The organism is Pseudomonas sp. Q12-87, from assembly GCF_001269755.1.
GTDB lineage: Bacteria > Pseudomonadota > Gammaproteobacteria > Pseudomonadales > Pseudomonadaceae > Aquipseudomonas > Aquipseudomonas fluorescens_S.
The window spans coordinates 179,516-202,451 of the sequence record NZ_LHVI01000036.1; the positions used below are offsets into that span (position 1 = coordinate 179,516).

22 protein-coding genes are annotated in these 22,936 nt (G+C 61.0%); 17 read left to right on the forward strand and 5 right to left on the reverse strand.

The genetic code is table 11. From position 1 onward, the window contains the following. The first annotated feature begins 17 nt into the window (after positions 1–17). From AD663_RS26735 to AD663_RS26760, 6 genes are all read left to right on the forward strand, one after another. Positions 18–1,211 (forward strand): SfnB family sulfur acquisition oxidoreductase, encoded by a 1,194-nt coding sequence (locus tag AD663_RS26735; protein ID WP_053214820.1) that lies wholly within the window; start codon positions 18–20, stop codon positions 1,209–1,211. After that, positions 1,211–2,626, forward strand: a complete 1,416-nt coding sequence (locus AD663_RS26740; RefSeq protein WP_053214821.1) for an LLM class flavin-dependent oxidoreductase — start codon at positions 1,211–1,213, stop codon at positions 2,624–2,626. The genes AD663_RS26735 and AD663_RS26740 overlap by 1 nt, the downstream gene beginning before the upstream one ends. A gap of 29 nt (positions 2,627–2,655) precedes the next feature. Beyond that, positions 2,656–3,465: a MetQ/NlpA family ABC transporter substrate-binding protein gene (locus AD663_RS26745; protein ID WP_053214822.1), complete on the forward strand. Its 810-nt coding sequence runs from the start codon at positions 2,656–2,658 to the stop codon at positions 3,463–3,465. A 2-nt stretch (positions 3,466–3,467) separates the two neighbouring features. Continuing rightward, positions 3,468–4,592, forward strand: coding sequence for a methionine ABC transporter ATP-binding protein (locus tag AD663_RS26750; RefSeq protein ID WP_053214823.1), 1,125 nt, complete (start codon positions 3,468–3,470; stop codon positions 4,590–4,592). Next, entirely contained in the window at positions 4,582–5,226 is a 645-nt protein-coding gene (locus tag AD663_RS26755) for a methionine ABC transporter permease (RefSeq protein ID WP_003186852.1), read from the forward strand. The genes AD663_RS26750 and AD663_RS26755 overlap by 11 nt, the downstream gene beginning before the upstream one ends. A gap of 99 nt (positions 5,227–5,325) precedes the next feature. After that, on the forward strand, positions 5,326–5,952 hold the full coding sequence (locus tag AD663_RS26760; protein ID WP_053214824.1) for a bifunctional 2-polyprenyl-6-hydroxyphenol methylase/3-demethylubiquinol 3-O-methyltransferase UbiG: 627 nt from the start codon (positions 5,326–5,328) through the stop codon (positions 5,950–5,952). A gap of 192 nt (positions 5,953–6,144) precedes the next feature. Here AD663_RS26760 and AD663_RS26765 read toward each other — a convergent pair whose 3' ends face one another. Continuing rightward, positions 6,145–6,720: a transporter substrate-binding domain-containing protein gene (locus AD663_RS26765; RefSeq protein ID WP_053214825.1), complete on the reverse strand. Its 576-nt coding sequence runs from the start codon at positions 6,718–6,720 to the stop codon at positions 6,145–6,147. A 133-nt stretch (positions 6,721–6,853) separates the two neighbouring features. Here AD663_RS26765 and AD663_RS26770 point away from each other — a divergent pair, with 133 nt between their 5' ends. Continuing rightward, positions 6,854–7,279 carry a DUF4399 domain-containing protein gene (locus tag AD663_RS26770; RefSeq protein WP_003186855.1) on the forward strand — a complete coding sequence of 142 codons (426 nt, stop codon included), beginning with the start codon at positions 6,854–6,856 and terminating at the stop codon, positions 7,277–7,279. A gap of 195 nt (positions 7,280–7,474) precedes the next feature. On the opposite strand, the gene serA is transcribed toward AD663_RS26770, so the two are convergent. Beyond that, entirely contained in the window at positions 7,475–8,704 is a 1,230-nt protein-coding gene (serA, locus tag AD663_RS26775; protein ID WP_003186856.1) for a phosphoglycerate dehydrogenase, read from the reverse strand. A 204-nt stretch (positions 8,705–8,908) separates the two neighbouring features. Between serA and AD663_RS26780 the strand changes: the two genes are divergently transcribed. From AD663_RS26780 to AD663_RS26795, 4 genes are all read left to right on the forward strand, one after another. After that, complete coding sequence (locus AD663_RS26780; protein ID WP_003186858.1) at positions 8,909–10,303, forward strand: FAD-binding oxidoreductase; 1,395 nt, start codon at positions 8,909–8,911, stop codon at positions 10,301–10,303. A 23-nt stretch (positions 10,304–10,326) separates the two neighbouring features. Next, positions 10,327–10,992: a fumarylacetoacetate hydrolase family protein gene (locus AD663_RS26785; protein ID WP_003186859.1), complete on the forward strand. Its 666-nt coding sequence runs from the start codon at positions 10,327–10,329 to the stop codon at positions 10,990–10,992. 236 nt (positions 10,993–11,228) lie between these two features. Then, entirely contained in the window at positions 11,229–12,161 is a 933-nt protein-coding gene (locus AD663_RS26790; RefSeq protein ID WP_003186860.1) for an SdiA-regulated domain-containing protein, read from the forward strand. Between the two features lie 119 nt (positions 12,162–12,280). After that, positions 12,281–13,189 (forward strand): SdiA-regulated domain-containing protein, encoded by a 909-nt coding sequence (locus AD663_RS26795; RefSeq protein WP_053214826.1) that lies wholly within the window; start codon positions 12,281–12,283, stop codon positions 13,187–13,189. A gap of 177 nt (positions 13,190–13,366) precedes the next feature. Here the strand turns inward: AD663_RS26795 and rpiA are convergent, their stop codons facing one another. Then, positions 13,367–14,038, reverse strand: coding sequence for a ribose-5-phosphate isomerase RpiA (rpiA, locus tag AD663_RS26800; RefSeq protein ID WP_053214827.1), 672 nt, complete (start codon positions 14,036–14,038; stop codon positions 13,367–13,369). Between the two features lie 137 nt (positions 14,039–14,175). Between rpiA and ilvA the strand changes: the two genes are divergently transcribed. Continuing rightward, the gene (ilvA, locus tag AD663_RS26805) at positions 14,176–15,690 is read left to right on the forward strand and encodes a threonine ammonia-lyase, biosynthetic (protein WP_003186864.1); all 1,515 of its coding nucleotides are present in this window, start codon (positions 14,176–14,178) and stop codon (positions 15,688–15,690) included. A gap of 178 nt (positions 15,691–15,868) precedes the next feature. Beyond that, positions 15,869–16,297: a DUF2269 family protein gene (locus AD663_RS26810; RefSeq protein ID WP_003186865.1), complete on the forward strand. Its 429-nt coding sequence runs from the start codon at positions 15,869–15,871 to the stop codon at positions 16,295–16,297. 103 nt (positions 16,298–16,400) lie between these two features. Here AD663_RS26810 and AD663_RS26815 read toward each other — a convergent pair whose 3' ends face one another. Beyond that, positions 16,401–17,057: an HAD family phosphatase gene (locus AD663_RS26815; protein ID WP_003186866.1), complete on the reverse strand. Its 657-nt coding sequence runs from the start codon at positions 17,055–17,057 to the stop codon at positions 16,401–16,403. A 154-nt stretch (positions 17,058–17,211) separates the two neighbouring features. Between AD663_RS26815 and AD663_RS26820 the strand changes: the two genes are divergently transcribed. Next, on the forward strand, positions 17,212–17,691 hold the full coding sequence (locus AD663_RS26820) for an RNA pyrophosphohydrolase (protein ID WP_003186867.1): 480 nt from the start codon (positions 17,212–17,214) through the stop codon (positions 17,689–17,691). A 22-nt stretch (positions 17,692–17,713) separates the two neighbouring features. Continuing rightward, a complete protein-coding gene (gene ptsP, locus AD663_RS26825) occupies positions 17,714–19,993 on the forward strand; it encodes a phosphoenolpyruvate--protein phosphotransferase (RefSeq protein WP_003186868.1) in 2,280 nt (759 codons plus the stop codon). 149 nt (positions 19,994–20,142) lie between these two features. Here ptsP and AD663_RS26830 read toward each other — a convergent pair whose 3' ends face one another. Beyond that, positions 20,143–20,889, reverse strand: coding sequence for an NRDE family protein (locus AD663_RS26830; protein ID WP_003186869.1), 747 nt, complete (start codon positions 20,887–20,889; stop codon positions 20,143–20,145). Positions 20,890–21,226: 337 nt separating this feature from the next. Here AD663_RS26830 and AD663_RS26835 point away from each other — a divergent pair, with 337 nt between their 5' ends. Together AD663_RS26835 and lgt are read left to right on the forward strand one after the other, a co-directional pair. Further along, entirely contained in the window at positions 21,227–22,009 is a 783-nt protein-coding gene (locus tag AD663_RS26835; protein WP_003186871.1) for a sulfite exporter TauE/SafE family protein, read from the forward strand. Between the two features lie 68 nt (positions 22,010–22,077). Continuing rightward, on the forward strand, positions 22,078–22,887 hold the full coding sequence (gene lgt, locus AD663_RS26840) for a prolipoprotein diacylglyceryl transferase (RefSeq protein ID WP_053214828.1): 810 nt from the start codon (positions 22,078–22,080) through the stop codon (positions 22,885–22,887). The last annotated feature ends 49 nt before the right edge of the window (positions 22,888–22,936 follow it).

Sequence of the window (22,936 nt, forward strand, 5' to 3'; positions counted from 1 at the left end):
GACCTCTGGAGCAGTACATGACGTTTTTCCAACACGTCGCGGTAATCACCAGCGATGAGCAAGCCCTGATCGTGGCCAGCGACCTGGCCGATGACTTCAAGCGCGACAGCGCCCTGCGCGACCGCGAACGCCGCCTGCCGCACCCCGAGCTGGAAGCCTTTTCCCGTTCCGGCCTGTGGGGTATCAGCGTGCCCAAGGCCTATGGCGGCGCGGGGGTTTCCAACATCACCCTGGCGAAAGTCATCGCCCTGATTTCCCAGGCCGACGGCTCGCTGGGGCAGATTCCGCAAAACCATTTCTACGCCCTGGAAGTGCTGCGAGTGAACGGCAGCGAAGCGCAAAAACAGCGCCTGTACGCCGAAGTGCTCGCCGGCCAACGCTTCGGCAATGCGCTGGCGGAACTGGGCACCAAGACCGCTCACGAGCGCACCACGCAATTGCGCCGCGACGGCGAGACTTATCGCATCAATGGGCGCAAGTTCTACGCCACGGGGGCGATTTATGCCCAACGCATTCCTACCTCGGTGGTGGATGAAAACGGCGTACAGCAGCTGGCGTTCGTCCCTCGCAACAGCAAAGGGCTGACGGTGATCGACGATTGGAGCGGTTTCGGCCAGCGCACCACCGGCAGCGGCTCGGTGGTGTTCGAGGATGTCCAGGTCGCCGTCGAAGACATCGTGCCGTTCCAGAGCGCCTTCGAACGCCCGACCCCAGTGGGGCCGCTGGCACAGATTCTTCATGCTGCCATCGACACCGGCATCGCCCGCGCCGCCTATGAAGACACCTTGCATTTCGTGCGCAGCAAAACCCGGCCATGGATCGACGCCACCAGCGACGTCGCCACCGAAGACCCGCACAGCCTCAAGAGTTTCGGTCAACTGAGCGTGCGCCTGCACGCCGCCGAAGCCCTGCTGGAACGCGCCGGCGAGTTTCTCGACCGGGCCCAGGCCGAGACCAACGCCCAGACGGTTGCCGCCGCCTCGATTGCCGTAGCCGAAGCCCGGGCCATCAGCACTGAAATATCCCTGGCCGCCAGCAGCACTCTGTTCGAACTGGCCGGCAGCCAGGCGACCCTGGCCGAACATGGCCTCGATCGCCACTGGCGCAACGCCCGCGTGCACACCTTGCATGACCCGGTGCGCTGGAAGTACCACGCGGTGGGCAACTTCTACCTCAACGATGAAAAGCCGCCACTGCGGGGGACCCTCTGATGGCGTCCGACAAGAAAAAAATCCTGCTCAATGCGTTCAACATGAACTGCATCGGCCATATCAATCATGGCTTGTGGACCCATCCCCAGGACACGTCGACCCAATTCAATACGATCGAATACTGGACCGGCCTGGCGCAGTTGCTGGAGCGCGGACTGTTCGACGGGTTGTTCATCGCCGATATCGTCGGGGTCTACGACGTTTACCAACAATCAGTGGACGTCACCCTGAAAGAGTCGATCCAACTGCCGGTCAACGACCCGTTGCTGCTGGTTTCGGCGATGGCCGCCGTCACCCAAAACCTCGGGTTCGGCCTCACCGCCAACCTGACCTACGAACCGCCCTACCTGTTCGCCCGGCGCATGAGCACGCTCGACCATCTGAGTCGCGGCCGGGTTGGCTGGAACATCGTCACCGGCTACCTCGACAGCGCCGCCAAGGCCATGGGCCTGTCCGCTCAGGTGGAGCATGACCGTCGATATGACCAAGCCGACGAATACCTGCAAGTGCTCTACAAGCTCTGGGAAGGCAGCTGGGAAAACGACGCCGTGCTCAACGATCGCCAGCAGCGGATCTACGCGCAGCCAGAGAAAGTGCACAAGGTTCGGCACCAGGGCGAGTTCTACCAGGTCGAGGGTTATCACCTGTGCGAACCCTCACCCCAGCGCACACCGGTGCTGTTCCAGGCCGGCAGTTCGCAGCGCGGCCTGTTGTTCGCCGGGCGGCATGCCGAGTGCGTGTTCATCAGCGGCCAGAACAAACCGGCTACCAGGGCCCAGGTGGACAAAGTGCGCGCCAGCGCCGTGGAAGCCGGGCGCAACCCTGCGGACATCAAGGTGTTCATGGGCCTGAACGTGATCGTCGGCGCGACCGAGGCCGACGCTTGGGCCAAGCATGCCGAGTACCGCAGCTACGCCAGCGCCGAGGCCGGAGTGGCGCATTTTTCCGCGTCGACGGGCATCGATTTTTCCCAGTACGAGCTGGATGAACCGATTCAATACGTGAAGAGCAACGCCATCCAGTCCGCGACCAAGACCTTGCAGAACAACGATTGGACCCGACGCAAATTGCTGGAGCAACACGCCCTGGGCGGACGCTACATCACCGTGGTCGGCTCGCCCGGGCAGGTGGCCGATGAGCTGGAGTCTTGGATCGCCGAAACCGGCCTCGATGGCTTCAACCTGACCCGCATCGTGACGCCGCAAAGCTACGTGGATTTCATCGACCTGGTGATCCCTGAACTGCAGCGACGCGGTTCGTACAAGACCGAATACGAAAACGGCACCCTGCGCGAAAAGCTGTTCCGCGAGGGGGCACATTTGCCCGAACAACACGCTGGTTCGAACTATCGACCGGGACAGAGGGACGCTTCGCGGCCCAGCGGGAGCAAGCTCCCTCGCCACAAGAGCCTGTGACTCATCAATCAATGACTGGAATAACCGACATGACCCACCCACTCCTGACCCTGCCAGTCAAAGCCATGGCCCTGGCCCTCGGCCTGTTCAGCTCGGCATTGTTCGCAGCCGATGCGCCGCTGAAAATCGGCACCACCGCCGCGTTCGCCATTCCCCTGGAAGCGGCCGTCGAAGAAGCCGGCAAGCAAGGCCTGGAGGTCGAATTGGTGGAGTTCACCGATTGGATCGCACCCAACGTCAGCCTGGCCTCCGGCGATATCGACGTGAATTACTTCCAGCACATCCCGTTCCTGGAAAACGCCAAGGCCGCCGCCGGGTTCGACCTGGTGCCCTTCGCTCCGGGGATCATCAACAACGTCGGGCTCTATTCGAAAAAGTACAAAAGCTTCGATGAACTGCCCGAAGGCGCGAGCGTCGCCATTGCCAACGATCCGATCAACAGCGGGCGCGGTTTGCAGCTGCTGGCCAAGGCCGGGCTGATCAGTCTCAAGCCGGGGGTAGGCTATAAGGCCACCGAGGAGGACATCATCGCCAACCCCAAGCACATCAAGATCCTGCAAGTCGAAGCCGTGCAGCTGGTACGCGCCTATGAAGACGCCGATCTGGTGCAGGGCTATCCCGCCTACATTCGCCTGGCCAAGACCTTCGACGCTTCGTCCGCCCTGCTGTTCGACGGCCTGGATCACAAGGAATACGTCATTCAGTTTGTGATCCAGCCCAAGAGCAAAAACGACCCGCGGCTGATCAAATTCGTCGATATCTATCAACACTCGCCAGTCGTGCGCGCGGCACTGGACAAGACGCACGGCAAACTCTACCAGGCTGGCTGGGAAGGCTGACCATGAACGCCGTCAACGCTCGTCTCCGACATGAAGTGCCCACGCCCCAGAGTGCCGACCACACCGAACTGCACCCGGAACTGAACCGCGCCCATGTGCGCTTCATCGGCCTGGGCAAGACCTACGACGGTGCCCAGGGTCCGGTGGACGCGTTGCAAGGCATTGATCTGGCGATCCAGCGCGGCGAAGTGTTTGGCATCATCGGCCGTAGCGGCGCCGGCAAGTCATCGTTGATCCGCACCATCAACCGCCTGGAACAACCCACCAGCGGGCGGGTGCTGATCGACCAAGTGGACATCGGCGAGTTCGATGAAGACCGCCTGGTGGAACTGCGCCGACGCATCGGCATGATCTTCCAGCACTTCAACCTGATGTCGGCCAAGACCGTTTGGCAAAACGTCGAGCTGCCGCTGAAAGTGGCCGGCGTACCCAAGGAGCAGCGCCAGCGCAAAGTCCGCGAGCTGTTGGAGCTGGTGGGCTTGCAAGGCAAGCACAAGGCCTACCCGGCGCAGCTTTCGGGCGGCCAGAAGCAGCGGGTCGGGATTGCCCGGGCGCTGGTCCATGACCCGCAGATTCTGCTGTGCGACGAGGCCACCTCGGCCCTGGACCCGGAGACCACGCAATCGATCCTCGGCCTGTTGCGCGAGATCAACCAGCGGCTGGGCCTGACCATCGTCCTGATCACCCATGAAATGGCGGTGATCCGCGAGGTTTGCGATCGCGTGGTGGTGCTTGAGCAAGGGCGAGTCGTCGAGCAGGGTCCGGTCTGGGAAGTGTTTGGCAATCCGCAACATGAAGTCAGCCGGACACTGCTGGCCCCCTTGCAACACGCCTTGCCGCAAGAATTGCAAAACCGCTTGCAGGCCGAGCCCCCATCGGCGGATGCCGCCACCGTACTGCGCCTGCAATTCACCGGCATCGGGCGGGACGAACCGGACCTCGCGGCCTTGTTCGGCGCTCTCGGTGGACGGGTGCGGCTGCTGCACGGCGGCATCGAACGGATCCAGGGTCACGGGCTGGGGCAATTGCTACTGGCGGTGAGCGGCTCCTCATGGGGCGCCGAGGAATTGCGCCAGCGCGCGGGCAATTGGGCACAACGGGTGGAGGTGCTGGGCTATGTGGTTTGATCGTTTGTTGCAGGGTTTTATCGACACCTTCCTGATGGTCGGTGTGTCGTCGCTGATTGCGTTGCTGGCGGGTATTCCCCTGGCGGTGATCCTCGTCACCAGCGGCAAGGGCGGGATCTATGAAGCGCCCGCCTTGAACAAGGCGCTGGGTGCGTTCGTGAACCTGTTCCGCTCGATTCCCTTCCTGATTCTGATGGTGGCGTTGATTCCGTTCACGCGGCTGATCGTCGGCACCACTTATGGCGTTTGGGCGGCGGTGGTGCCGCTGACCATCGCCGCCACGCCGTTCTTCGCGCGCATCGCCGAAGTCAGCCTGCGGGAAGTCGACCACGGCCTGATCGAAGCCGCCCAAGCCATGGGCTGCCGCCGCTGGCATATCGTCTGGCATGTGCTGCTGCCCGAAGCACTGCCGGGCATCGTCGGCGGTTTCACCATCACCCTCGTGACCATGATCAACTCCTCGGCCATGGCCGGGGCAATCGGCGCCGGTGGCCTGGGGGACATCGCCTACCGTTATGGCTACCAGCGCTTCGACAGTCAAATCATGCTCACGGTGATCGTTTTGCTGGTGGCATTGGTGGCGGTGATTCAATTGGGTGGCGATCGCTTGGCCCGGGGATTGAACAAACGCTGACACGCTACCTGAGGGGGTGAGCTTGCTCGCGATTGGCGGCGAAGGGGCCTGGCTGCTTGCGGTATAGTCAGCTCACGCTCCCCACCCAAGCCAGCAACCATGAAGCACACCCCCGAAGACCTGAAAACCATCACTGCAACGACCCTGGACCATTACAACTCGGTCGCCGACAGCTTTCGCGAAGGCACCCGCGATCACGATGTCAGCCAGAACATCGATGCGCTGCTGAGGCATATCCAGGGCCAGGCACCGCTGCATATCCTCGATTTCGGCTGTGGTCCGGGGCGAGACCTGCGAACGTTCACCGGCATGGGCCATGTCGCGGTCGGCCTCGACGGTTCGCAAGAATTTGCACGGATGGCGCGCCAGGACAGCGGGTGCGAAGTGTGGCAGCAGGACTTTCTGCAACTCGACCTGCCATCGGAACGCTTCGACGGGATCTTCGCCAACGCCGTGCTGTTTCATATTCCGGTCCAGGAACTGCCACGGGTGCTCAAGCAATTGCACGCCACGCTCAAACCCGGTGGCGTGTTGTTCAGCTCCAACCCTCGCGGCACGAACCAGGAAGGCTGGAACGGCCAGCGTTTCGGCGCCTACCACGACCTCGCGGCCTGGCGCACGTTACTTGGCGACGCAGGCTTCGTGGAGCTGGAGCATTACTACCGACCGGCGGGGCTGCCGCGGGAGCAACAGCCGTGGTTGGCGAGTGTTTGGCGCAAGCCTTGAGGACAGGTCCGTCTGGACGGGATAAAGAGTGCCCCCGTGGCGAGGGAGCTTGCTCCCGCTCGGCGGCGCAGCCGTCGTAAAACCGGCTGACCCGGTCTGACTGGAAAATGCGTTATGCCCACTGGGGACTGCTTCGCAGCCCAGCGGGAGCAAGCTCCCTCGCCACAGAAAGTCGCGCTTGATCCCGGATGTTCAATTGGCTGTCGCTGGCTTTTCCAACCACTTCTGCGACAACTGCTCCAACCGCCCGTCCTCCTTGATACGCGCCAAGGCGTTGTCCAGGCTGGCCTTGAACGCCGGGTTGCCCTTCTGGAACGGAATCACCAGGCTCGGCGCCGGGCCGCGCTTTTCCTCCGGCTGGAAAGACTGCGCCATGACCAGCGGACGCTGCGAGTCATCCTTGTTCGCCAGCAGTTGTGCATCCGGATGACTGTAAGCAGCGCTGATGTCGAAACGTTCCGCCAGTTCGGGGGTCATTGCTATGTGGTTGATGGCAACGTCGTACTTGCCGCTTTCCACACCGCTCAGCAAATCCACGGCATCGGTGACCACAAAGTCGGGGCGCACATCGAGCTCTTCGGCCAACATCTGGCCCAGTTCCACTTCGAAGCCGATGAGCTTGCCGTCTTCCTTGAAGTTGAACGGGGCGGTATTGGCTTCAAGAGCAATGCGCAGCTCACCACGGTCATTGATGTCATCGATCAGTTCGGCATGAGCCAGGGGGCTCAGAAGGGGTAGCAGGCAAATCAGGCCAGGCAGGAAACGCATGGTCACTCCTTGGTATTTATACAAGCGGCGCTCGTTTCGGGCTCGCTTTGCTATGGTTATTGCAGGCTTCGACAACGATTGGTCATGAAGTTGTCATGACCCAGCGGATTTCGTGAAAAAACTGGAGAAAAAAATGAAAAGCTTTATGTCTCGTGCCGCGTTGGCCGGCTTGTTGCTGGGTACCTCGATGCTGGCGAGCGCCGCGACCCCGGCCCCCAAGGGCGCAGAGGTGTTCATCGTCTCCCCGGAAGACGGCGCCACCGTCGCTCAGGAATTCAAGGTCAAGTTCGGCGTCAAGAATATCGCCCTGGCTCCAGCGGGGGATGTAACCAAAAACACCGGACACCATCATTTGCTGATCGATGTCGACAAACTGCCTGTCGCAGGCGCGCCGATTCCAAACGACCCCAATCACATGCATTTCGGCAAGGCACAGACCCAGGCCACCATCAAACTTGCACCGGGCAAGCATACGTTGCAGTTGGAACTGGGCGACAGCGGCCATATGCCGTTCGATCCGCCGATCGTCTCCGAGAAGATCACCGTAACCGTGAAGTAACGGCCCAGCCTGAAAAAATGCAGTATCCCCTGTGGGAGCGAGCCTGCTCGCGATACCGGTCTGATCGACACGTAAATATTGGCTGTTACGCCGTTTTCGCGAGCAGGCTCGCTCCCACAGGGTTTCCAGGTTGTGTCAGATAAAAAAACGGGAGCCTTTCAAGGCTCCCGTTTTTTTATTACAAGCCTGGCCTGCTTAGAACAACACGCGGCAACGAATGGTGCCATTGATGTGTTGCAGCTTCTCTTGCGCCAGGTCCGAGTATTCGGCGTCGACGTCGATCACGACGTAGCCGACTTTCTCGTTGGTCTGCAGGAACTGACCGGAAATGTTGATGCCGTTTTCGGCGAAGACCTTGTTGATCTCGCTCATCACACCCGGGATGTTTTCGTGGATGTGCAGCAAGCGGTGCTTGCCTGGGTGTGCCGGCAAGGCCACTTCCGGGAAGTTCACGGACGATACCGACGTACCGTTGTCGCTGTACTTGACCAGCTTTTCCGCCACTTCCAGGCCGATGTTGGCCTGGGCTTCGGCAGTCGAGCCACCGATGTGCGGGGTCAGGATCACGTTATCCAGGCCACGCAGCGGGCTTTCGAAGATATCGTCGTTGGAGCGCGGCTCCACCGGGAATACGTCGATGGCCGCGCCGATCAAGTGCTTGTCCTTGATTGCGTCGGCCAGGGCGTCGAGCTTGACCACGGTGCCGCGCGCGGCGTTGATCAGGATCCCGCCCTTCTTGATGGCGCGGATTTCCTTCTCGCCGATCATCCACTGGGTAGCAGCAGTTTCCGGCACGTGCAGGGTCACGATGTCGGACATGCCGAGCAATTCGTGCAGGTTATTGACTTGGGTGGCGTTACCCAGGGGCAGTTTGGTCACGGTGTCATAAAAGAACACCTGCATGCCAAGGCCTTCGGCCAGCACCGACAACTGGGTACCAATCGAGCCATAGCCGACGATACCCAGCTTCTTGCCGCGGATTTCGAAGGAGTTGGCCGCGCTCTTGATCCAGCCGCCACGGTGGCAGGAAGCGTTTTTCTCAGGGATGCCACGCAGCAGCAGGATCGCTTCGGCCAGCACCAGTTCGGCAACGGAACGGGTGTTGGAGTACGGCGCGTTGAACACCGCGATACCGCGTTCGCGTGCTGCGTTGAGATCAACCTGGTTGGTGCCGATGCAGAAGCAGCCGACCGCGACCAGTTTCTTGGCGTGATCGAATATCTCTTCGGTCAGTTGAGTACGGGAGCGGATGCCGATGAAGTGAGCATCGGCGATCTTTTCCTTGAGCTGGGCTTCCGGCAGAGAACTGGTGATGTACTCGATGCTGGTGTAGCCCGCCGACTTGAGGACGTCGACAGCCGATTGGTGGACGCCTTCGAGAAGAAGGAACTTGATCTTGCTCTTATCGAGAGAAGTCTTGCTCATCTGCGTAAACCTGTGTCCCGGAGAAAAATGGCAGGGAATCGGACAGCGCATGCTGGCCCGACCGGCGTGACAGCCGTCGCCGCAGAACAGCCGTTGGGCACTACGCTGCGGGGTCGGTATGCTAGCATATGCCCCCCGCAAACACTCATTCCTGCGACGTGAAGCGTTCTCAGGATGACCATGAATTGTTCGAGAGTTCTGTCGATGACCAATCCTGCCCTGATAGATGAGCTGAAGACCCTGGTTGAGCCTGGCAAGGTCCTGACCGATGCCGACTCCCTGAATGCTTACGGCAAGGATTGGACCAAACATTTCGCCCCCGCGCCTACGGCCATCGTTTTTCCCAAGACCACCGAGCAGGTCCAGGCCATCGTGCGCTGGGCCAACGAGCACAAGGTCGCGCTGGTGCCATCGGGCGGGCGCACCGGCCTTTCGGCGGCAGCCGTGGCGGCCAATGGCGAAGTGGTCGTGTCATTCGACTACATGAACCAGATCCTCAATGTGAACCTCACCGACCGCACCGCCGTGTGCCAGCCAGGCGTGGTCACCGAGCAATTGCAGAACAAGGCTGAGGAACACGGCCTGTACTACCCGGTAGATTTTGCCTCGGCCGGCTCCAGTCAGATTGGCGGCAATATCGGCACCAATGCCGGCGGGATCAAGGTCATTCGCTACGGCATGACCCGCAACTGGGTCGCGGGGATGAAGGTCGTCACCGGCAAGGGCGACCTGCTGGAACTGAACAAGGACCTGATCAAGAACGCCACTGGCTACGACCTGCGACAGTTGTTCATCGGCGCCGAAGGTACCCTGGGTTTCGTGGTCGAGGCCACCATGCGCCTGGACCGCGCGCCGAAGAACCTCACCGCGATGGTGCTCGGCACAGCGGATTTCGACTCGATCATGCCGGTGCTGCATGCCTTCCAAGGCAAGCTGGACCTGACCGCCTTCGAATTTTTCTCCGACAAGGCCCTGGCCAAGGTGCTCGGCCGTGGCGACGTGCCGGCCCCGTTCGAAACCGACTGCCCGTTCTATGCCCTGCTGGAATTTGAAGCCACCACCGAAGAAGTCGCCAACCATGCGCTGGAGACCTTCGAGCATTGCGTCGAGCAAGGCTGGGTACTGGACGGCGTGATGAGCCAAAGCGAAACCCAACTGCAGAACCTGTGGAAACTGCGCGAGTACATCTCCGAAACGATTTCCCACTGGACGCCATACAAGAACGACATTTCAGTCACCGTTTCGAAAGTTCCGGCCTTCTTGCAAGAAATCGACGCAATCGTCGGCGAACATTACCCGGATTTCGAAATCGTCTGGTTTGGCCACATCGGCGATGGCAACCTGCACTTGAATATTCTCAAACCGGAAAACCTGAGCAAGGACGAGTTCTTCGCCAAGTGCGCGACCGTGAACAAATGGGTGTTCGAAACCGTCGAGAAGTACAACGGCTCGATTTCCGCAGAACACGGTGTAGGCATGACCAAGCGCGACTACTTGACCTATAGCCGCTCGCCGGTTGAGATCGAATACATGAAAGCCGTCAAAGCGGTATTCGACCCGAACGGCATCATGAACCCGGGCAAGATTTTCGCTGTTTGAATCAACGAACCAGGAGTTGGTTAATGAGCTATCAGCATCAGTATGTCGACGGTACCCGTATTCATTTCCCGGTAGGGAAAGTGGTGTGCATTGGGCGTAACTACGCCGAACATGCAAAGGAACTGGATAACCCGGTGCCCACCGAACCCTTGCTGTTCATCAAGCCGGGCAGCTGCGTGGTGCCGCTGGAAGGCGGTTTCAGCATTCCGACCGATCGCGGTGCGGTGCATTACGAAGCGGAAATCGCCGTGCTCATCGGCAAGCCGCTGTCGACCCGGCCGAGTGTCGAAGAAGTCCTGGACGCCATCTCCGGCTTCGCCCCGGCCCTGGACCTGACCTTGCGCGACAAGCAGGCCGAGTTGAAATCCAAGGGCCTGCCGTGGGAGATCGCCAAATCCTTCGACGGCGCGGCGGTGATTGCACCGTTCGTGTCGAGCGGCACCTTCGCCGACCTGACGGACATCCCCGTGCGCCTGACCATCAACGGCGAAGTGCGTCAGGATGGCAACAGCAGCCTGATGCTCAACCCTATCGTGCCGATGATCCAGCACATGGCTGGCTGCTTCTCGCTGCAAGCGGGCGATGTAATCCTCACCGGGACACCGGCAGGCGTCGGGCCGCTGAACGTGGGCGATGAACTGATCGTGGAACTGCCAGGGGCGAGCCGCTTCGAAAGCAGCGTTCGCTAATTCGGTTTAGTGATCTAAAGATCCTGTGGGAGCGGGCTTGCTCGCGAAGGCGGTATATCAGTCGTCATAGATGTTGAAACTGACGCCCCCTTCGCGAGCAACCCCGCTCCCACAGGTATCAAGCTTTCGGAGACCGAGGTTTTACCGTTTTTTTCACATGCCATCCGGATAATTCCGGGGATTGCGGCATCTGAGCCTGCCAATCCCCAGCTCGAATTCCCTGGAACGCGTCCCCGATGGCTAGAACCCAAGTACAGTCTTCCGCCAAATCCCCCCGCCGCTCACGTTTCGCCCTGCCCTGGTATGCCTGGTCGCTGCTGGCGGTGGCCGCTGCTTATGGCTTGGCGTTTGCGATGCATTGGGACGATCGAGGCCGGCTGTGGCTATCGGAGCACTTCCAGAGCCCTGCCCAGCGCCAGGAAAGCATCTGGCTTCCGGACTACCACGTCGTGATCGATGCCAAGCCGCTGCCGGGCATGGAGAAGGACGAAGCCTCCGATGTGACCTACAACCCGCAAACCAAGACCCTGTTCGCCGTAATGGGCAAGAACCCGTTTCTGGTGGAACTGACCCTGCAGGGCGACGTGCTGCGCAAGATGCCACTGGTGGGCTGGAGCAATCCGGAAGGCGTGACCTATATGGAAAACGGCCTGCTGGCCATTACCGACGAGCGCGATCACACCCTGTCGATCGTCCAGGTGGACGCCAATACCCGCGAGCTGAACGGCAAGGATTTCCCGAAATACGACCTCGGCCCATCGAAAAACCAGAACAAAGGCTTCGAAGCGATCGTCTGGGACCCACGCAACCAGCAACTGGTGCTGGGGGAAGAACGTCCACCGGCGCTGTTTACCTGGAAAAGCGACGGTAGCCAATTGCTCAAGGGCGACAAGCAGATCCACGTGAGCAATGAACTGGACCTGCGCAATCTATCGGCCCTGGCGATCGACCCTCGTACTGGCCACATGCTGGTGCTGTCGGCCGACTCCCACCTGCTGCTGGAGCTGGACGAAAAAGGCGAGCAGGTCAGCTTCATGACGCTGTTGGGCGGCTTCAACGGCCTGAAAAATACCATTCCCCGCGCCGAAGGCGTCACTATGGATGAGGCTGGAACCGTCTACGTGGTCAGCGAGCCGAATCTGTTCTATCGTCTCGAAAAACAACCCTGACGGCACTCGCTCTGTAAGACTATTCCTCTTTCGTTGTAGGGTGTGGCACACAGCCATTAAGCTTCAGTTCAGGCAGCCGTGATATTTCCGAGCACCTGTTCTCATCCGAGCCCACCCACATGCGTCGACTCGCCCGCCCCAAACCCTTGCTCCTGATGCTGCTGACCATCGCGCTCATCGCCATGATCGCAGTGGGGCAGTACCTGCGCCTGTTCGAGCGCGCCTGGTTCAACCTCAACACCGTGTTCAAACCCGCCAGCGAGCAGGCGATTGCATTGGACCAATACCGAGTCACAGTCGAGGCGCAGGTGATCGAAGGGCTGGACGATGACGTTTCCGCGCTGACGTTCGATCCAGTGCGCAAAAGCCTGTTCACCGTCACCAATCAAAATGCCGAACTGATCGAGTTATCCCTGGAGGGCAAGGTCCTGCGGCGCATCGCCCTGATCGGCTTCGGCGATCCGGAAGCAGTGGAATTCATCAGCGAAGACACCTACGTCGTCTCCGATGAGCGTCAGCAGCGGCTGATCAAGATTCACCTGGACGAGGACACTCAGTTCCTCGACGCGGCCGAGTCCGAGCAAATGAGCCTCGGGGTGCACATGAGCGGCAATAAAGGTTTCGAAGGGCTGGCTTACGATTCGGTGGGCAAGCGGCTGTTCGTGGCGAAGGAGCGCGACCCGATGCTGATCTATGAAGTGCACGGGTTTCCCCATCAGAATCCGGAAAAATCCTACTCGGTCCATGTGATCAACAACCCCAAGCGCGATGCCGGGCTGTTCGTGCGCGACCTTTCAAGCTTGCAATATGACGAGCGCAGCGGCCATTTGCTGGCGCTGTCTGACGAGTCACGGTTGATTATCGAGCTGGATATAAACGGTCGGCCAATAAGCACGCTTTCCTTGAGCAAAGGCCGCCAGGGCTTGCAGAAAACCGTGCCCCAGCCAGAAGGCCTCGCGATGGACGACGACGGCAACCTTTATCTGGTGAGCGAGCCGAATCTGTTCTATGTGTTCAAGAAGCCGTAGCCTGATTGAACAGAGGAAAAGATCCCGCGGTAAGCCCACCCGATCACTCAAGACCGACCTGAATCATTGTGGCGAGGGAGCTTGCTCCCGCTTGAGTGCGAAGCGCTCACCGCTTTTTTGGGGCCGCTTCGCGCCCCAGCGGGAGCAAGCTCCCTCGCCACAGTCACAACAGCGGATTCAAGCCGTGAGGGTCTTCACCCCTTCAGCAGTCCCCAGCAACAGCACATCCGCCGGACGCGCCGCGAACAGGCCATTGGTGACCACGCCGACGATGGCATTGATCTGGCTTTCCAGCTCCACCGGGTTGGTGATCTGCAGGTTGTGCACATCCAGGATGATATTGCCGTTATCAGTCAGTACGCCTTCGCGATACACCGGGTCGCCGCCCAGCTTCACCAACTGGCGAGCGACGTGGCTGCGAGCCATCGGGATGACTTCCACTGGCAGCGGGAACGCGCCGAGCACAGGCACCAACTTGCTGGCATCGGCGATGCAGATGAAGGTCTTGGCCACAGCCGCGACGATCTTTTCGCGCGTCAGGGCCGCGCCACCGCCCTTGATCAGGTTCAGGTGCGCATCGCTTTCGTCGGCGCCGTCGATGTAGAACTCCAGGTCACTCACGGTGTTGAGCTCGTACACCGGAATGCCATGACCCTTCAGGCGTGCGGCGGTGGCTTCGGAGCTGGCGACCGCGCCGTCGAACGCGCCCTTGTGCCGAGCCAATGCGTCGATGAAGCAGTTCGCCGTCGAGCCGGTGCCGACCCCGACGATGCTCTTGTCATCCAGCTTCGGGAGGATGAGGTCGACGGCGGCCTGGGCCACGGCCTGTTTGAGTTGATCCTGGGTCATGCGAGCTCCGAAAGCGGGCAGGGAGTAAAGAGGGCCGCGAGTATAACCCAACAAAACCTTGGGATTCGTGTGGTCGCCCAGCCAAAAGCCGGGTTAGACTCCTTGACCCTGCCCAACCCGCTCAGTGATGCTTTCCGATGCTTGAACAGTACGTCAAAAAGATCCTCACCTCGCGCGTTTACGACGTTGCCGTAGAAACCCCGCTGCAGACTGCTCGCCAGCTTTCCGAGCGACTGGGCAACACCATTTGGCTCAAGCGCGAAGACTTGCAGCCGGTGTTCTCGTTCAAGATTCGCGGGGCCTACAACAAGCTGACCCAGCTCAGCGACGAAGAGCGCGCGCGCGGCGTGGTCACGGCTTCGGCGGGCAATCATGCCCAGGGCCTGGCCCTGGCGGCCAAGGTGCTGGGCGTGAAAGCCACCATCGTGATGCCCAAGACCACCCCGGAAATCAAGGTCGAAGGGGTGCGTTCCCGTGGCGGCAAAGTAGTGCTGCATGGCGACTCGTTTCCCGAGGCCCTGGCCTATTCGCTGAAGCTGGTCGACGAAAAGGGCTACGTCTACATTCACCCCTATGACGATCCGCACACCATTGCCGGGCAGGGCACGGTGGCGATGGAAATCCTGCGCCAGCACCCGGGGCCACTGGATGCGATCTTCGTCCCGGTGGGCGGTGGCGGGCTGATCGCCGGGATCGCCGCCTACGTCAAATACCTGCGGCCAGACATCAAGGTCATCGGCGTCGAGCCGGACGACTCCAATTGCCTGCAAGCCGCCATGGCTGCCGGCGAGCGCGTGGTATTGCCGACGGTGGGGCTGTTTGCCGACGGTGTCGCCGTGGCGCAGATCGGTGAGCACACCTTCGATATCTGCAAGCACTACGTCGATGAAGTGATCACCGTCAGCACCGACGAAATCTGCGCAGCCATCAAGGACATCTACGACGATACCCGCTCGATCACCGAACCTGCCGGCGCCCTGGGCGTGGCCGGGATCAAGAAATACGTCGAGTCGCGAGGCGTCAGCGGCCAGACGCTGGTGGCGATCGACTCCGGCGCCAACGTCAACTTCGACCGCTTGCGCCACGTCGCCGAACGCGCCGAACTGGGTGAGGGCCGCGAAGCGATCATCGCCGTGACCATTCCGGAAAAGCCAGGCAGCTTCAAGGCGTTCTGCGAAGCCGTCGGCAAGCGCCAGATCACCGAATTCAACTATCGCTACAACACCGGCAGTGAAGCGCACATCTTCGTGGGCGTGCAGACACACCCGGAAAACGACCCGCGCAGTGCGCTGATCGCCAGCCTGACCGCGCAAGGCTTCCCGGTGCTGGACCTGACCGACAATGAACTGGCCAAGCTGCATATCCGTCACATGGTGGGTGGGCATGCGGCTCACGTCATCGACGAAGTTGTGCTGCGCTTCGAATTCCCGGAGCGCCCGGGCGCACTGTTCAATTTCCTCAATAAGCTGGGGGGGCGCTGGAACATTTCGATGTTCCACTACCGCAACCATGGCGCGGCGGATGGCCGTGTGGTCGCTGGGCTGCAAGTGCCGCACGACGAACGCCACCTGGTGCCGGCCGCCCTCGAAGAGATCGGCTACCCGTACTGGGATGAAAGCGATAACCCGGCGTATCAGTTGTTCCTGGGGTGAATCCCGCAATTGCGACTCTTTGGACTGGGGACTGGGTGGACCTGTGGTGAGGGAGCTTGCTCCCGCTTGAGTGCGAAGCGCTCACCGCTTCTGTTGGGGCCGCTTCGCGACCCAGCGGGAGCAAGCTCCCTCGCCACAGAGGTCTAAGCTGCTGAACAAGTCATAAGGAAATCGAACGATGGAAACGTTGACCGCGCTGAAAATTGCTCACGTTGTGGCCACGGTGTTGTTGCTGGCGGGCGCCCTCGGGCTGGCCATTTGGGTCTGGCGCACGCGCCGCAACGGCGACGCCACGGCGCCGGCGCGCACGCTGCAACGTCCTCGGCTGTTCATCTGGCTGGTGATGATCCTGGCACTGGCGAGCCTGCCATTTACCGGCTGGTGGATGGTGCATCAGGTCGGCTGGCCTTTGGGCCAGACTTGGTTGCTGGCTTCCAGTGTGCTCTACACCGTGGCGGCGCTGGCTGGGTTCTGGCTATTGGTGCGGTTGAACAAACTGCGCCAGCTGTCGGCGGCGGGCAGTGGCAAATTCACCTTGGCTTTGGCGCTCTTCAGCGTTGTCTGCTTTATCGCCATTGCGGGATTGATGGGGGCCAAGCCGGTTTAAGGCTTTAGGCCGTGTCGCCCCTTTCGCGAGCAGGCTCGCTCCCACAGGGATTTGCGTCGCTCACAAAATCCTTGTGGGAGCGGGCTTGCTCGCGAAAGCGATTTCAGCCACGCAGACTGATCACCGGCCAGCCCCGCTTCTCGGCCTCAGCCCGAAGATTCGGATCCGGGTCCACCGCCACTGGGTGCGTCACCACCTCCAACAGCGACAGATCATTCATCGAATCGCTATAAAAATAGCTGCCGTCGAGCGAATGCCCGGTTTCTTCCAGCCAACGGTTCAGCCGGGTCACCTTGCCCTCGCGAAAGCACGGGATATCGGTGCTGCGCCCGCTGTAGCGACCGTCGATCATTTCGCATTCGGTAGCGATCAGGGTCTCGACCCCCAAGCGCTCGGCAATCGGCGCGGTGACGAAGCGGTTGGTGGCGGTGATGATCACCAGTTTGTCGCCAGCGTCACGGTGCTTTTTCAGCAGCTCGATAGCCTGGGGCAACACGATGGGCTCGATGCAGTCACGCATGTAGTCCTGGTGCCACTGTGCCAGCACCTCCATTTCGGTACGGCCAAGTATTTCCAGGCAAAAATTCAAGTACTCGGCGTTGTCGAGCTTGCCGGCCAGGTAGTCCTGGTAGAACTCGTCGTTGCGCGCCTTGTACGTGACGGCATCGAGAAAGCCGCGTTCGCACAGGTAATCGCCCCAGGCGTGATCACTGTCGCCCCCCAGCAAGGTGTTGTCCAAGTCGAATAAAGCCAGCCGCATTGCAGTTACTCGCTGAAAAATCTTGAGAAAGGCGTCCAGAATACGGACTTTTCACAAGAGTGCACATAAGGTGGTGGCCTGCGAGGTTAGTTCATTGCTGCCTTCACAACCTTTGTGGAACAATGCGGCGACATGCGTTTGCGAGGTTGTTGCCGTGATCGATCCCGATGGTTTCCGTCCCAATGTGGGGATCATTCTTACGAATGATGCTGGGCAGGTGCTATGGGCTCGCCGTATCAATCAAGACGCCTGGCAGTTTCCCCAGGGCGGGATCAACCCCCAGGAGACGCCGGAAGAGGCCTTGTACCGCGAGTTGAACGAAGAAGTGGGGCTTGAGCGAGAAGATGTCGAAATACTCGCCTGTACCCGAGGCTGGTTGCGCTATCGTTTGCCGCAACGCCTGGTCAGGACGCACAGCCAACCGCTGTGCATCGGCCAAAAGCAGAAATGGTTTCTCCTGCGCCTGATCTCCAACGAGCAGCGGGTGCGGATGGATTTGACCGGTAAACCGGAGTTCGATGGCTGGCGCTGGGTCAGCTATTGGTATCCGTTGGGCCAGGTGGTGACATTCAAGCGCGAGGTGTATCGACGCGCCCTAAAAGAGCTTGCCCCGCGCCTGCTGACGCGCGACTGACGACGGAGTTCGACCCCGAGCCATGCTCAATACGCTGCGCAAGATCGTCCAGGAAGTTAACTCCGCCAAGGATCTCAAGGCGGCGTTGGGGATTATTGTGTTGCGCGTCAAAGAGGCCATGGGCAGCCAGGTCTGCTCGGTCTACCTGCTGGACCCCGAGACCAACCGTTTTGTGCTGATGGCTACCGAGGGCTTGAACAAGCGCTCGATCGGCAAGGTCAGCATGGCGCCCAATGAAGGTCTGGTCGGCCTGGTCGGCACGCGCGAAGAACCCCTGAACCTCGAAAATGCCGCGGATCACCCGCGCTACCGTTACTTCGCCGAAACGGGCGAAGAGCGCTACGCGTCGTTCCTCGGCGCGCCAATCATCCACCACCGGCGCGTCGTCGGCGTGTTGGTCATCCAGCAAAAAGAACGCCGCCAGTTCGACGAAGGTGAAGAAGCCTTCCTCGTGACCATGAGCGCGCAATTGGCCGGGGTTATCGCCCACGCCGAAGCCACCGGCTCGATCAGCGGCCTGGGTCGCCAGGGCAAGGGCATCCAGGAAGCCAAGTTCGTCGGCGTACCGGGGTCACCGGGCGCGGCGGTAGGCACGGCGGTGGTCATGTTGCCACCGGCCGACCTCGATGTGGTGCCGGACAAGACCATCAGCGACATCAATGCCGAACTGGGGCTGTTCAAGACTGCCATCGAAGGCGTGCGCGCCGACATGCGCGCCCTGTCGGCCAAGCTGGCAACGCAGCTGCGCCCAGAAGAGCGGGCGCTGTTCGACGTCTACCTGATGATGCTTGACGATGCCTCCCTGGGCAGCGAAGTGACCACCATCATCAAGACCGGCCAGTGGGCCCAGGGTGCCTTGCGCCAAGTGGTGACTGATCACGTCAATCGTTTCGAACTGATGGACGACGCCTACCTGCGTGAGCGCGCCTCCGACGTCAAGGACCTCGGTCGGCGCTTGCTGGCCTACCTGCAGCAGGAACGCCAGCAGACCCTGGTCTACCCGGACAACACCATCCTGGTCAGTGAAGAACTGACCCCGGCCATGCTCGGCGAAGTGCCTGAAGGCAAGCTGGCGGGATTGGTTTCGGTACTGGGCTCGGGCAACTCCCACGTGGCGATCCTGGCCCGGGCCATGGGCATCCCGACGGTGATGGGCCTGGTGGACCTGCCGTATTCCAAGGTCGACGGCATCCAGATGATCGTCGATGGCTATCACGGCGAGGTCTACACCAACCCCAGCGACGTGCTGCGCAAGCAGTTCGCCGATGTGGTGGAGGAAGAAAAGCAACTGTCCCTGGGCCTGGACGCGTTGCGAGATTTGCCTTGCGTGACGCTCGATGGCCACCGCATGCCGCTGTGGGTCAACACCGGCCTGCTGGCCGACGTGGCACGGGCGCAGAAGCGCGGTGCGGAAGGCGTCGGCCTATACCGCACCGAAGTGCCGTTCATGATCAACCAGCGCTTCCCCAGCGAAAAGGAACAGTTGGCGATCTACCGCGAACAACTGGCCGCGTTCCACCCGCAACCGGTGACCATGCGCAGCCTGGACATCGGCGGCGACAAATCCCTGTCTTACTTCCCGATCAAGGAAGACAACCCGTTCCTCGGCTGGCGCGGGATTCGCGTGACCCTCGACCACCCGGAAATCTTCCTGGTCCAGGCCCGCGCCATGCTCAAGGCCAGCGAAGGCCTGAACAACCTGCGCATCCTGTTGCCGATGATTTCCGGCACCCATGAGCTGGAAGAAGCCCTGCACCTGATCCACCGGGCCTGGGGTGAAGTGCGCGACGAAGGCACCGATGTGCCGATGCCGCCGATCGGCGTGATGATCGAGATCCCTGCAGCGGTGTACCAGACCAAGGAGCTGGCACGGCAGGTGGATTTCCTGTCGGTGGGCTCCAACGACCTGACCCAGTACCTGTTGGCCGTGGATCGCAACAACCCGCGGGTGGCCGACCTGTACGACTACCTGCATCCGGCTGTGCTGCAAGCCCTGCAGAACGTGGTGCGCGACGCCCATGCCGAAGGCAAGCCGGTGAGCATCTGCGGTGAAATGGCCGGTGACCCGGCAGCGGCGGTGCTGCTGATGGCGATGGGTTTCGACAGCCTGTCGATGAACGCCACCAACTTGCCGAAAGTGAAGTGGATGCTGCGCCAGATCAACCTCAGCAAGGCCCAGGAATTGCTGGCGGAAGTGATGACCATCGACAATCCGCAGGTGATCCACAGCTCCTTGCAACTGGCGCTGAAAAATCTCGGGTTGGCGCGGATGATCAACCCGGCTTCGAACAAAACCCTCTGAAGAGCACCCTGTGGCGAGGGAGCTTGCTCCCGCTGGAGTGCAAAGCACTCCCGATTGCGGTTATATCGTTAAGGCCAGTGTCAGCAAAATTGCGACTGCTTCGCAGCCGAGCGGGAGCAAGCTCCCTCGCCACAGGTCATTGCTGCCCTTCAGACTTTTAGTTCAACCTCCCCCAAATGCCCCCCATGGGGCCCGAAGCTGCGCTCGACCAGGTGCCGCGTCCCATCGGCATGGACGATCAGCGCCGTGCTCGCCCGCGTCCCGTAGGCGGGGCTGGCAATGAACACACTCGACAACAGCGTCTCGGTCGCCAGGCCCACGCCCGTGTCTGGCAGCTCGGCCACCGGGGCGGGTTGCGGGTCGTTCAGCAGGGCCAACAGCGCCTCTGGCTGCGGTTCGTCCAGCACCTCGACCAGCGCCGCCCGGGCCTTGAGCAATTTGGGCCAGGGCGTGTTCAGTCCGGCGTTAGACAGGCCATAGACTCCTTCGGCCAACTGCTGCGGCCGGGTATCGCGAGCGTTGAAGTGCCACAGCTGCGTGCCGTCGCCAAGCAGCAGATTGAACCCGCCAAATTCGCCAGCCCGAGGCACCACTTCGCTGAGATACTCGGCAATGGGCAGGTTGCCGCTCAGAAAGCGCGCCACCAGCTCACCGCGCGACTTGAATGCCGGCAACTGGCCAGGGTCACGGATGTTGGTCAGCGCCGCAAAGCGACCGTCGGCGCCAACGCCCAGCCAAGTGCCGCCGGCCTCGAGATCGCGGCCGGCGTGGACGTGAGGCGCATCAGGCCATTGGGCCAGTGGCGAGGTCGGGCGCGCGTAGAACTCGTCGCGGTTGGCCGCCACGATCAGCGGCTGGGCGTGGCCAGGCCGCCAGGCAAATACGATCAGGCACATCAGGTCGTCCCGTTAACAATGCCAATCCGTTGAAAGGATAGAGCCAGACACACAGCTTTTGTGACGAGGGCGCTTGCTCCCGCTGGAGCTACGAAGTAGACCCAAAATCCAGAGGCCAGTTAGTTCAGACAATTGATCTGGACTTTATTGGGAGGGCTTCGCCCTCCAGCGGGAGCAAGCTCCCTCGCCACAACAGCAATTCGCCATCCAATATATCCAGGGTCCTCAGGCCACTCTACCCACACATCGCCCCCACATCCATCGCCTTCAGTGGAGCGCGGGACCCAGGATCCGGTACCATGCCGCTCTTGTTTCGGGGATGGCTGGGGAGACGCTGGTGGAATTTGTGCTCTATCTGCTGCTCGGCGCCTGTGCCGGCGTGCTGGCCGGGCTGTTCGGCGTGGGTGGCGGGATGATCATCGTCCCGGTGCTGGTGTTCAGTTTCACCTTGCAGGGTTTCGACCCTCAGGTGTTGACGCACCTGGCCGTCGGCACGTCCCTGGCGTCGATCATCTTCACGTCAGTCAACGCCGTGCGCGAGCATCAGCGCAAAGGCGCGGTGCGCTGGCCAATTTTTGCCTGGATGACCGTCGGGATCCTGATCGGTGCAGGTTTTGGCGCGATCACCGCCGAAGCGATTTCCGGCCCGCTCCTGCAAAAGATCATCGGCGTGTTCGCCATGATCGTCGCCGCGCAACTGGCCCTGGATTTCAAGCCCAAGGCCAGTCGCACGGTACCGGGAAAGGTCGGGCTGTCCCTGGCCGGCATCGTGATCGGCTGGGCTTCGGCGATTTTCGGCATTGGCGGCGGTTCGCTGACCGTGCCGTTCCTGACCTGGCGCAGCGTGCCGATGCAGCAGGCAGTGGCGACCTCGTCGGCCTGCGGTTTGCCGATTGCCCTGGCCAGCGCGTTGAGTTTCATGATTCTAGGCTGGCACGATCCGCTGTTGCCGGCTCATAGTCTCGGTTTTGTGTATTTGCCGGCGTTGCTGGGCATCGCCCTGACCAGCATGGTCTTCGCCCGCTTCGGCGCGCGACTGGCCCATCGCTTGTCGCCGCGCTTGCTCAAACGGCTGTTCGCCGCTTTGCTGTTCTGCGTGGGACTGACTTTCCTGTTCTGACGCAATCCTGGCTTAATCCCGAGGTGGCAGCGTCGCCCGGGTATTTTTGACGTTTACGAGGAATATCAATGCTGCCTTACCCGCAGATCGATCCGGTGGCCCTGGCCATCGGCCCGCTGAAAATCCACTGGTACGGCCTGATGTACCTGATCGGCATCGGTGGCGCCTGGCTGCTGGCGTCGCGCCGACTCAACCGTTTCGATCCGACCTGGAACAAGGAAAAGCTCTCGGACCTGGTGTTCTGGCTGTCCATGGGTGTGATCGTCGGCGGACGCTTGGGGTATGTCTTGTTCTACGACCTGAGCGCCTACCTGGCCAACCCGACACTGATCTTCGAGGTCTGGAAAGGCGGCATGTCGTTCCACGGCGGGTTCATCGGCGTGATGCTGGCGGCGTTGTGGTTCGGCAAGCGCAACAACAAGTCCTTTTTCGAACTGATGGACTTCGTCGCGCCGATGGTGCCGATCGGCCTGGGTGCCGGGCGCATTGGCAACTTTATCAACGCCGAGTTGTGGGGCAAGCCGACCGATGTGCCGTGGGCAATGATCTTCCCACCGTTCAGCGATCCGGCGCAGTTGCCGCGCCACCCGTCGCAGCTGTACCAGTTTGCCCTTGAAGGCGTGGCATTGTTCCTGATTCTGTGGCTGTTCTCGCGCAAGCCGCGGCCGACCATGGCGGTGTCGGGCATGTTCGCCCTGTTCTACGGGATCTTCCGCTTCATCGTCGAGTTCGTCCGGGTACCGGACGCCCAGCTCGGCTATCTGGCGTGGAACTGGCTGACCATGGGCCAACTGCTGTGCCTGCCGATGATCATCGGTGGCCTGGCGCTGATCTGGCTGGCTTATCATCGTGCGCCGGCTGCGGCGGCCAAGGTTTAAAAATTCGAATCCCGGGGCGCCGGCCTCGGGTTCAAGGACACAGGTAATC